The 9,406-nt window shown below is 75.8% G+C and carries 8 protein-coding genes; 4 read left to right on the forward strand and 4 right to left on the reverse strand.

What is annotated here, in order from left to right; translation table 11 throughout:
- The 3 genes from K6U79_09555 to K6U79_09565 form a co-directional block, all read left to right on the forward strand.
- Nucleotides 1-747: 2-oxoacid:ferredoxin oxidoreductase subunit beta (locus tag K6U79_09555; GenBank protein MCL6522596.1), on the forward strand; the 747-nt coding region annotated here is incomplete at its 5' end.
- A gap of 124 nt (nt 748-871) precedes the next feature.
- Nucleotides 872-3,121 (forward strand): S9 family peptidase, encoded by a 2,250-nt coding sequence (locus tag K6U79_09560; GenBank protein MCL6522597.1) that lies wholly within the window; start codon nt 872-874, stop codon nt 3,119-3,121.
- A 76-nt stretch (nt 3,122-3,197) separates the two neighbouring features.
- Nucleotides 3,198-4,214 (forward strand): 2-hydroxyacid dehydrogenase, encoded by a 1,017-nt coding sequence (locus K6U79_09565; protein MCL6522598.1) that lies wholly within the window; start codon nt 3,198-3,200, stop codon nt 4,212-4,214.
- On the opposite strand, the gene K6U79_09570 is transcribed toward K6U79_09565, so the two are convergent.
- Genes K6U79_09570 through K6U79_09580 form a run of 3 tightly spaced genes read right to left on the reverse strand, consistent with a single transcriptional unit; the run spans nt 4,174 to nt 7,314 of the window.
- Nucleotides 4,174-5,415 carry an ABC transporter permease gene (locus K6U79_09570; GenBank protein MCL6522599.1) on the reverse strand — a complete coding sequence of 414 codons (1,242 nt, stop codon included), beginning with the start codon at nt 5,413-5,415 and terminating at the stop codon, nt 4,174-4,176. The two genes, K6U79_09565 and K6U79_09570, sit on opposite strands and share 41 nt — an antisense overlap.
- Nucleotides 5,412-6,383 carry an ATP-binding cassette domain-containing protein gene (locus K6U79_09575; GenBank protein MCL6522600.1) on the reverse strand — a complete coding sequence of 324 codons (972 nt, stop codon included), beginning with the start codon at nt 6,381-6,383 and terminating at the stop codon, nt 5,412-5,414. Before K6U79_09575 ends, K6U79_09570 begins: the two co-directional genes overlap by 4 nt.
- Before the next feature lie 55 nt (nt 6,384-6,438).
- Entirely contained in the window at nt 6,439-7,314 is an 876-nt protein-coding gene (locus tag K6U79_09580) for a DNA-3-methyladenine glycosylase (protein MCL6522601.1), read from the reverse strand.
- On the opposite strand from K6U79_09580, the gene K6U79_09585 reads away from it, so the two are divergent.
- Nucleotides 7,305-9,011: a putative glycoside hydrolase gene (locus tag K6U79_09585; protein ID MCL6522602.1), complete on the forward strand. Its 1,707-nt coding sequence runs from the start codon at nt 7,305-7,307 to the stop codon at nt 9,009-9,011. The genes K6U79_09580 and K6U79_09585 overlap by 10 nt on opposite strands.
- A 16-nt stretch (nt 9,012-9,027) precedes the next feature.
- Here K6U79_09585 and K6U79_09590 read toward each other — a convergent pair.
- The coding region (locus K6U79_09590; protein MCL6522603.1) for a hypothetical protein at nt 9,028-9,406 on the reverse strand (379 nt) is incomplete at its 5' end.

Here is a 9,406-nt window from a genome sequence, read left to right on the forward strand (position 1 = left end):
GTGGCCGGCATCGGCTGCTCGGGCAAGATCGGCAACTACGTCAACTCGTACAACCTGCACGTGACGCACGGCCGCACGCTGCCCGCGGCGCTGGGGCTGAAGCTGGCCAACCCGACGCTGACGGTCATCGCCGCCGGCGGCGACGGCGACGCCTTCGCCATCGGCATGAGCCACTTCGCCCACGCGGTGCGGCGGAACCCGGACGTCACCTACATCGTGATGGACAACCACATCTACGGGTTGACCAAGGGGCAGAACTCGCCCACCAGCGACCCCGGGGCCAAGAGCAAGGCCTCGCCCTGGGGCAACGTGGAGCAGCAGGTCCACCCGCTCTCGCTGGCCATCAGCGCCGGCGCCACCTTCGTCGCGCAGGGTTTCTCCGGCAACCCGCGCCAGCTGACGCGGATCATCGAGGAAGCCATCCGGCACAAGGGCTTCAGCTTCGTCAACGCCATCAGCCCGTGCGTCACCTTCAACCGGATCAACACCTACGACTTCTACCGCAAGTCGCTGGTCGACCTGGAGCAGGATCCGGAATACCGCGCCAACGACCGCGCCTGGGCGCTGCGCAAGCTGCTGGAGACCGACGAGCTGGTGACGGGCGTCGTCTACCGCGACGACGAGACGCTCTCGCTGGAGGAGCGGCTGCCCGGCTTCCTGGAGGCGAAACCCATCGCGCTGCGCACGGTGGAGGAGCTGGAGGCGGAGAAGGAGCGCGTCCGCCAGCTGATCGAGAGCTACCGCTGAGGCGGGGGGCCGACGCCGGCCGCGAGGGAGGGGCCGGGCGGCCCCTCCCTTTTTGTTGCCGGTCGCCTGCCGCCTGCGGTATGACTTTGCACGTCCGGAAACCGGAAGGAGGCATGGCATCGCCTTGAACGCCCGAGCGGACCGGGAAGCCTTTCGCGAAACCGACCTCGTCGACTTCGAGTTCCTGGGCGACGCGCAGATCGCTCCCGGCGGCGCCGCCGTCGCCTTCGTCCGCACCGTGGTGGAGAAGGAGGAGAACCGCTACCGCTCGCGCATCTTCCGCCTGCCCTTCGAGGGCGGCGAGGCCGAGCCGCTGACCGCCGGGCCGGGGCGCGACTTCCACCCGCGCTGGTCGCCCGACGGGCGCTGGCTGGCCTTCCTCTCCGACCGCGAGGCGGAGAAGGGCAAAGAGGACGGCCTGGACGCCGAGGGGCGCCCGCTCAAGCCGCTGGGCAGCCAGCTCTACCTGATGCCGGCCGGGGGCGGCGAGGCGGTCCGCCTCACCGACCTGCGCGGCGGCATCGAGGGTTTCGTCTGGGCGCCGGACGCGCGCCGGATCGCCTTCGTGGCGCGGGTTCCCGCCTCCGGGCCGCGCTTCCTGGGGGAGAAGGCGGACGGCGGGGAGGGGCTGGAGGAGAACGAGCGGCTCTACCGCCGCTTCAACGCCGACGTCCGCCACCATACGCGCGCGCTCTACCGCATCGACGGCGTCGGCTACCTGGAGGACCGCTTCCTGCAGGTCTTCGTCCTCGACGCGTTGGAGGCGCGCCTGGCGGCGGCGCTGGGCGAGCCGCTGCCGCGACCGCTCGCGGTGACCTCCGGCCCGTACGACCACGCCATGCCCGCCTGGTCGCCCGACGGCTCCACGCTGGCCGTGGTGGCGGCGCGCGTCGAGCGCTCGGACCTGGCGCGCTTCACCGATCTCTGGCTCTTCCCGGCCGGCGGCGAGGGCGAGCCGAAGAAGCTGACGCCCTCGCGGGGCGTCGCGGCCCATCCGGCCTTCTCGCCCGACGGACGCCGGCTCGCCTACCTGGGGCACGAGCGCGAGCGCGGCTGGTACACCGACATGCAGCTCTACGTGGTCGACCTGGAGGCCTGGGCGCGCGGAGAGCCGGACGAGTCGGTCCGCCGCTCGCTGACGCGCGGCTTCGCCCGCTCGCTGGAGGACGCCTCGGTGGTGGACATGCGCTTCGCCGGGGAGGGCTTCCTCCCCACCTGGACGGCCGACGGCCGCCAGCTCCTCCTTCCGGCCTCGGCCAACGGGACGACCCACCTCTTTCGCGTCGATGTGGCCGGTGCGCTGGCCTCGGGCGAGGGGGCGGTGGTGGAGCGGCTGACCTCGGGCGACCTGGTCGCCTTCGACGGAAGCTTCGACCCGGCCAGCGGGCGGCTGGCGCTGACGGTGGGGACGGCCGAGAACCCCGGCGACGTCTACGTGGCCGAGCTGGGTGAGGCCGGCCTCCTGCCGGCGGGGCGGGGCGCGGAGGCGCTGGAGGGGCTGCTGGAGCCGGCGGGGCCGGGCCGCGGCCTCCCCCTGCGGCGGCGGACGCGCGCCTCGGAGGCCCTTCTCGGCCGGCGGCGGACGGTCCTCCCGGAGCGCTTCACCTTCCGCTCGCCGGGCGGGCCGGAGCTGGACGGCTGGCTCCTCCGCCCGCTGGACTGGCGCGAGGGCGCCCGCTACCCGGCCGTGGTGGAGGTGCACGGCGGGCCGCAGATGATGTACACCAGCGAGTTCTTCTTCGAGTTCCAGGTGCTGGCCGCCGCCGGTTTCGCCGTCCTCTACACCAACCCGCGCGGCAGCCAGGGCTACGGCGAGGCGTTTACCGCCGACATCCGCGGCCACTGGGGCGAGCACGACTACGCCGACGTGATGGCGCTGGTGGAGGCGGCGCTGGAGCGCTACCCCTGGATCGACCCGGAGCAGCTGGGCATCGCGGGGGGCAGCTACGGCGGCTTCATGACCAGCTGGGTGGTGGGCCACACCGACCGCTTCCGCGCGGCCGTCTCCATGCGCGCGCTCAACAACATGCAGAGCTTCTTCGGCACCTCCGACTCCGGCTTCCGCTGGGACGAGGTCTTCGGCGGGAAGCCCTGGGAGGCGCCGGAGCGCTATCGCGAGCAGTCGCCCATCACCTACGCCGGCCGCGTGCGGACGCCCACCCTGGTCCTGCACAGCGAGGAGGACTACCGCTGCCCGCTGGAGCAGGGCCAGCAGCTCTTCGCCTCGCTGCAGGTGCAGGGCGTGGAGAGCGAGATGTTCCAGTACCCCGGCGAGAGCCACGGGCTGAGCCGCCAGGGGCGGCCCTGGCACCGCGTCCACCGCCTGCGCGTCATCCGCGAGTGGTTCGAGCGGTACCTGGGCGAGGCGGACTGAGCGGGAGAGGGATCCGGGAGCGGCGGGCGGGGCGGGCCGGTGCCCGCACCCCGCCCGGGGAGGGAGGCGGTCGGCGGTGCGCGTGGTGGTGGGCCAGCGGCGTTTCGGCGATCTCTTCGAGCGGCTGCCCCGGCTCCTGCCGGGCGTGGAGGTGGCGGCCAGCGAGCCCGGGCGCCTGGCCGAGACGCTGGCCCGGACGGGCGGCGCCGACGTCATCATCCCCGGCATGTCGCCGGTGGACGAGGCGGTGCTGGCCGCCGCGCGCGGCCTGCGCCTCGTCCAGCAGTGGGGCGCGGGGCTGGACACGGTGGACGTGGCCGCCTGCACCCGCCGCGGCGTCCCTGTGGCCAACGTGCCCACGGCCGGGACGGGGAACGCGGAGTCGGTGGCGGAGTGGATGCTCCTGGGCGCCCTGGCGACGGCGCGGCGGCTGGAGGAGGCGCGGGCCAACCTGGACGGCGGGCCGGCCGGCTGGGGAGGGCCGGTGGGCCGGCTGCTGGCGGGCAAGAAGGCGCTGGTGGTCGGCCTGGGCGGCATCGGCGCGCGGCTGGCCCCCAAGCTGCGGGCGCTGGGGCTGCGCGTCTGGGCCGTGCGCCGGCGCGGCGCCGCCGGTGGGGGCGAGGCGGCGGCGCTGGGGCTGGAGGAGCTGGGCGGGCCGGCCGACCTGGACCGCCTGCTGCCGGAGATGGACTTCGTCTTTCTCTGCCTTCCGCTCACGCCCGAGACGCACCATCTCTTCGGCCGGGAGCGGCTTGAGCGCATGAAGCGGGAGGCCGTCCTGGTCAACGCCGGCCGCGGCGGCCTGGTGGACGGGGCGGCGCTGGCGGAGGCGCTCCGCTCCGGCCGGCTGGGCGGGGCGGCGCTGGACGTCTTCGAGCGCGAGCCTCTTCCCCCCGACGACCCCCTGCGCGGGGCGCCGCGGCTCTTTCTGACCCCGCACATCGCCGGGGTGACGGAGGAATCGCAGGCCGACATCGCCGCCGCGGTGGTCGAGAACCTCCGCCGCGTGGAGCGGGGCGAGCTGCCGCTCCACTGCGTCAACGCCGAGGCGCTCAGCCGGCGGGACGCGCGCGCGGGCGGAAGACCCGCCTGAGGGAGAAGGGCTCCTGCACCAGCAGGTTGTCGCGGTAGACGCGCGCCGCCCAGCGCAGCAGAAGCACCAGGAGGGCGGCGTTGAGCGCCAGCCCCAGGAGCGGCTGCCAGAGGGGCGGCCGGAGCGTCACCACGCGGACGAACATGATCATGGGCGTCAGGAAGGGGACGAAGGAGGCGGCGGTGGCCAGCCGGCCGCCCGGGTCGACCACCGCCGCCAGCGCCACCAGGTAGGCGGCCACCGGCACCAGCGTGGGCAGGCTCGAGGCGTTCTGCGCCTCCTCCGGCCGGCTGACCATGGAGCCCATGGCGGCGTAGAGCGCCGAGTACATCAGGAATCCCACCAGGAAGAAGAGCACGAACCAGAGCCAGACCTCCGCCGGCACGGCCGAGAGCCGCAGGCCGCCCAGCGGCGAGGGGCCGGGACGGAGCCGGCCCACGGCCAGGCCGGCGGCCGCCATGAGCAGGAACTGGAGGAGCCCGGCCGCCCCGAGGCCGACCAGCTTGGAGAGGAGGAGGGCGTCGGCCCGCGCCGCCACCAGGAGCACCTCGGCGATGCGCGACGTCTTCTCGGTGGTCACGCCGTAGAAGACGCGGGCGCCGAACATGACCAGCGCGACGTACAGAAAGAGCATCAGGAAGTACCCCAGCCCCTGCGTCACCAGCAGCTCCGCCGCGCGCGGCGCCGGCGCCAGCGTCACCGCCCGCACCCGGAGCGGCGCCGTGGCCGCCCGGAAGGCCGAGGGCGAGATGCCCGCCCGCTCCAGGCGGAGCGGCAGGGCCGCCTGGTTGACGGCGGCCGAGAGGGCGGCCAGCGTGGCCGGCTGGCTCTGGCGGCTGAAGTAGCGGGCCTCGACCGCCTCGGGGCCCGCCGCGGGCCGCAGCCAGAGGAGGCCGGCCACGTTGCCGCGACGGAGGGCCGCCTCCACCTGCGCCTCCTCCGCCGGGCCAGTCCAGGGCACCAGGCGCAGCCGCGGCGACGGCTCCGCCCGTGCCAGCCGCTCCACGGCCGGCCCCAGCCCCGTCCCCTGGTCGAGGAGGGCCACGGTCTGCGGGCGGCCCTCCTGCAGGGAGGCGAGCAGCCCGGGCAGAAAGGCCAGCGCCACCACCACCAGCAGGGAGAGGACGGTGGTGACGCGGTAGCTGGTGGAGCGGACCGCCTCCAGGAACTCCCGCCGCGCCAGCACCCGGAAGGCGTTCATGTGCGGACGACCCCCCCGTCGGCCGCGGGCTCCCCGGCCCGCCGGCTCGCCTCCTCCACCCGGTCGATGTAGATGCGCTCCAGGCTGGGAAGCCCGATCTCGAAGCGAACCGGGGTGCCGAAGCCGCGGACGCGCTCCAGCAGCGGTCCGGGCTCCAGCGGCCGCCCGGGCGGGAAGAGATACTCCCAGTAGTCGGCGCCCCGCCGGGCCACGGAGAGCCCCAGGTCGGCCGCCAGCGCCTCGTAGCGACCGTCCGCGGCCCGGCCCCCGCCCCCCTCGCCCTCCTCGGCGAAGGCCAGGCGGAGCGTCCGGCGGCCGTCCGCCGCCTTCACCCGGGCGACGGGGCCGGAGAGGATGGAGCGTCCGCCGGCGATGAGGCAGACGCCCTGGCAGAGCTCCTCCACGTGCTCCATGCGGTGGCTGGAGAAGAGGAGCGTCCGCCCCGCCTCCACCTGCTCGCGGATGACCCCCTTGAGGAGGTCGACGTTGACCGGGTCCAGGCCGGCGAAGGGCTCGTCCAGGACGATCAGCTCGGGCTCGTGCAGGAGCGCGGCCGCCAGCTGCGCCTTCTGGGCGTTGCCCTTGGAGAGCGCCTGCGCGGGCTTCTCCGCCCAGGGCCCCAGGCCGAGACGGTCGATCCAGGCGTCGGCGCGCCGGAGCGCCTCGGCCCGGGGAAGGCCGGCCAGCTCGCCGAAGAAGAGGAGCTGCTCGCGCACGCGCATGCGCGGGTAGAGCCCGTGCTCCTCGGGCAGGTAGCCCAGGAGGCGCGCGGGCAGCTCCCCCGCCGGCCGCCCGCGGAAGAGGACGCGGCCGGCGTCGGGGGAGAGGATGTTCGGCACGATGCGCAGGGTGGTGGTCTTGCCGGCTCCGTTGGGCCCGATGATGCCGAAGGCGGTGCCGGCGGGCACCTGGAAGCTCACTTCGCGCACCGCCCGGACGGGGCCGAAGGACTTTCTGAGGCCCTCCACCCGAAGTCCGGCCGGCTCTGCCGACTCCAGCGCCCTCGCCCTCCCTTCCCGAGGCTCAACGCCGGGCCGCCCGCCCGCCGGCGCTCGCCTTCTGCGCGGTCGGGAGGCCGCTGACGTACGGGTTGTCACGGATCCAGAAACGCCAGGGGCGCAGGCGCCACTCGCCCGCGTAGTCGATGCCCACGCGGACGCCCGTGGCGATGCGCTCGGCCGGCACGGGCGCCCGCCCGCGGTGGAGGCGGAGCGGTGACTCCGGCCGCCAGAGGGGCAAGCCGTACTGCGCGCCGGTGATGGCCAGCGCCTGGCAGAGGCGCCCCGGCCCGGCGGTGAGCGCGCGCTCGGCGGCCGGCCCGGAGGCGGCGGGGAGGGGCGCCCTTCTCCGCCGGCGCATCAGATCGAGCCCCCGGAGCGGTTCCAGCGCCCTCACCAGCACCGCCTCCGGCTTGTTCCCCGGGCCCGCCACCACGTTGAAGCACCAGTGCATGCCGTAGACGGAGAAGATGTAGGCGTGGCCGGGCGGTCCGAACATGACCTCGGTCCGCGCCGTCCGCCGTCCTCCCCAGGAGTGGGCGGCGCGGTCCTCGGGACCCGCGTAGGCCTCCACCTCCACGACCAGGCCCGAGGCCAGGCCCTCCGGGCTCTCGTGGACCAGCTCCAGGCCGAGCAGCGCCGGGGCCAGCTCCACCGCCGGCCGGTCGAAGAAGCCCGGCTCCGGCAGGGGACCCGGCGCCTCCGGCCCTTCGCGTTCCCCCTCCAGTCGCCTCCACCTCCGTCCCCGGGCGCCGGCCCCTCCCCCGGGGCGCGGCGGCCGCGATGCAACCTTCGGCGCGCGGCGACGTCTCCAAACCTGTAGAGTGGTGCAGGGGCCGGTGGCCGTCCGCCGGCCGCCTGCCGCCCAAGCCGACGCAGGAGGCCCCCGACATGCGCTCATGCCCCGGACCGCTCCGCGGTCGCCGCCCGGCCGTCCGCAAGACGCTTCTCCCTCTCCTCCTCGCCCTCCTGGTCGCCGCGCCTCTTGCCGCGGGTTGTTCCCGGCTGGCGGGGTCGCGCGGCGAGCCCGCCGGCCGGGAAGTGGCGGGCGGGAGCCCGGCCGCCGCGACGAGCCCCCACCGGGCGACCGGAGCCGGAGCGGGTGCCGGGGCCGGCAGCGCGGCGGGCGGCGGCGGCGCGCCCTCCCTGCCGGCGGGCGGCCGGCGCCCGGCGCCGGCGGTGGTGCGCGGGCTCTACCTGAACAGCTCGGTGGCCGCCGACCCCGCCCGCCTCCAGGCCCTCCTGGACTACTTGCACCGGAACGGCCTCAACGCCGTGGTCCTGGACGTCAAGGACGCCTCGGGCAGGCTCAGCTTTCCCCTGCCGGGCACCGCCGCCGAGGCGCTGGGAGCCGACAGCCGGCGCATCGCCGACCCCGCGGCGCTCCTGCGGCGCCTCCACGGCGAGGGACTCTACGTCATCGGCCGCGTCGTCTCCTTCGCCGATCCGTGGGCGGCGGCACGGCGGCCGGAGTGGGCGATCCGCCCGGACGGCCGGCCGTGGACCGACGCCCAGGGCATCGCCTGGCTCGACCCGGCCAACCGGCAGGCGTGGGCGTACAACATCGCCATCGGCGTGGCGGCGGCGCGGCTGGGCTTCGACGAGATCCAGTTCGACGAGGTGCGCTACCCTCAGGGGATGCCGCCCGCCGCGCGGCGCCCCGAAGCCGAGCGCGTCCGGGCGGTGACGGGCTTCCTGGCCGCGGCGCGCCGGGAGATCAGGGCCGCGGCCGGGGTGCCGGTCTCGGCCGACGTGGTGGCCATCAGCGCGGTGGTGGGCGACGACAGCTCCATCGGGCAGAACTACCAGGAGGTGGCGCACGCGGTCGACGTCGTCTCGCCCATGGACTACCCGTCGCTTTACGGGCCGGGCCTCTTCGGCATCGCCGACCCGGCCGCGCGCCCCTACGACGTCGTCCGGCGGAGCGTGGCCGCGGCCGAGGCGAGGACGGCCGACCTGCCGCGGGAGGTCCAGCGCCCCTGGATCCAGGACTTCGATCTGGGCGGGCGGCGCTACGGCGCGCGCGAGGTGGAGGCGGAGCTGGAGGCGCTGGCGGCCGGCGGCCTCCGCTCTTTCCTGCTCTGGAACGCCGCCAGCCGCTACAGCGAGGGTGTGGACTTCTCCGTCATCGACCGGACACCCCCGGACGCACCCTCCGCCGCCTGGCTCCCCGCCCTCTGGAGCCTCCTGGCGACGCGCATCCCCGTCGCCCTGCCCGGCCGCGTGCCGGCGCCTCCGGCGGGCATGAGCACCTCCGTCCGGGTGAGCGCCGCGCCCGGCGGCTACTCGGTGGAGCTCTGGGCCACCCCGGAGCCGCTCCCCGCCAACGACCCGCGCGTGGCCCAGGGCCGCCTCCTGCTCGTGGTGGGCGCCGCCAGCCAGCCGGCGGCGCTGGCGCCCGAGCCCTCGCCCGGGGCGGCCCAGACGGAGGTCCGCCTGGCCGGAGGCGGAGTGGCGCGGCTGGCCCCGTCGGGCGCGGGCGTGATCCTCCGCTGGGACGGGCCCGGGCGGTCGGCCTGGGTCTGGGCGGCCGACGCCGCCACCGCCCTGGCCGCCGCCGACTCCGAGCGCGTGGTGCCGTTCGCGGCGAGCCGCTAGCGCGCCCGAGGGGCGGTCAACGGAGGCCCAGGTGGAGCCGGAGCAGGTGGCCTGCGAGCTGCAAGTCGGCGCCCAGCCCGCTGGCCAGGAGCCCCAGCCCCTCCCCCAGGCGGGCGGCGAGGGCGGGCCGCAGCAGGAGGAGCAGGAGGAGCCCCTCCACGGCCAGCGCGGCCGAGACCAGGCGCACCAGGCGCGTGCCAGCACCGCCGGCGCCGGGACGGCGGAGCGCCAGGAGGATGCCCGGCGCCCCGCCCAGCCAGGCCAGCCGGTAGAGCTCGGATTCCGGCGGGCGGCGAGCGCCCGGGAGGAGGCGGGCGAGCCGCCCGCCGAGGCTTGCGCCGGCGCCCGGCCGGAGGTGCAGGGTCGCCCGGCCCCAGGCCCAGAGGTTGACCCCC

This window comes from Bacillota bacterium (assembly GCA_023511835.1).
Taxonomy (GTDB): domain Bacteria; phylum Bacillota; class Sulfobacillia; order JAIMAT01; family JAIMAT01; genus JAIMAT01.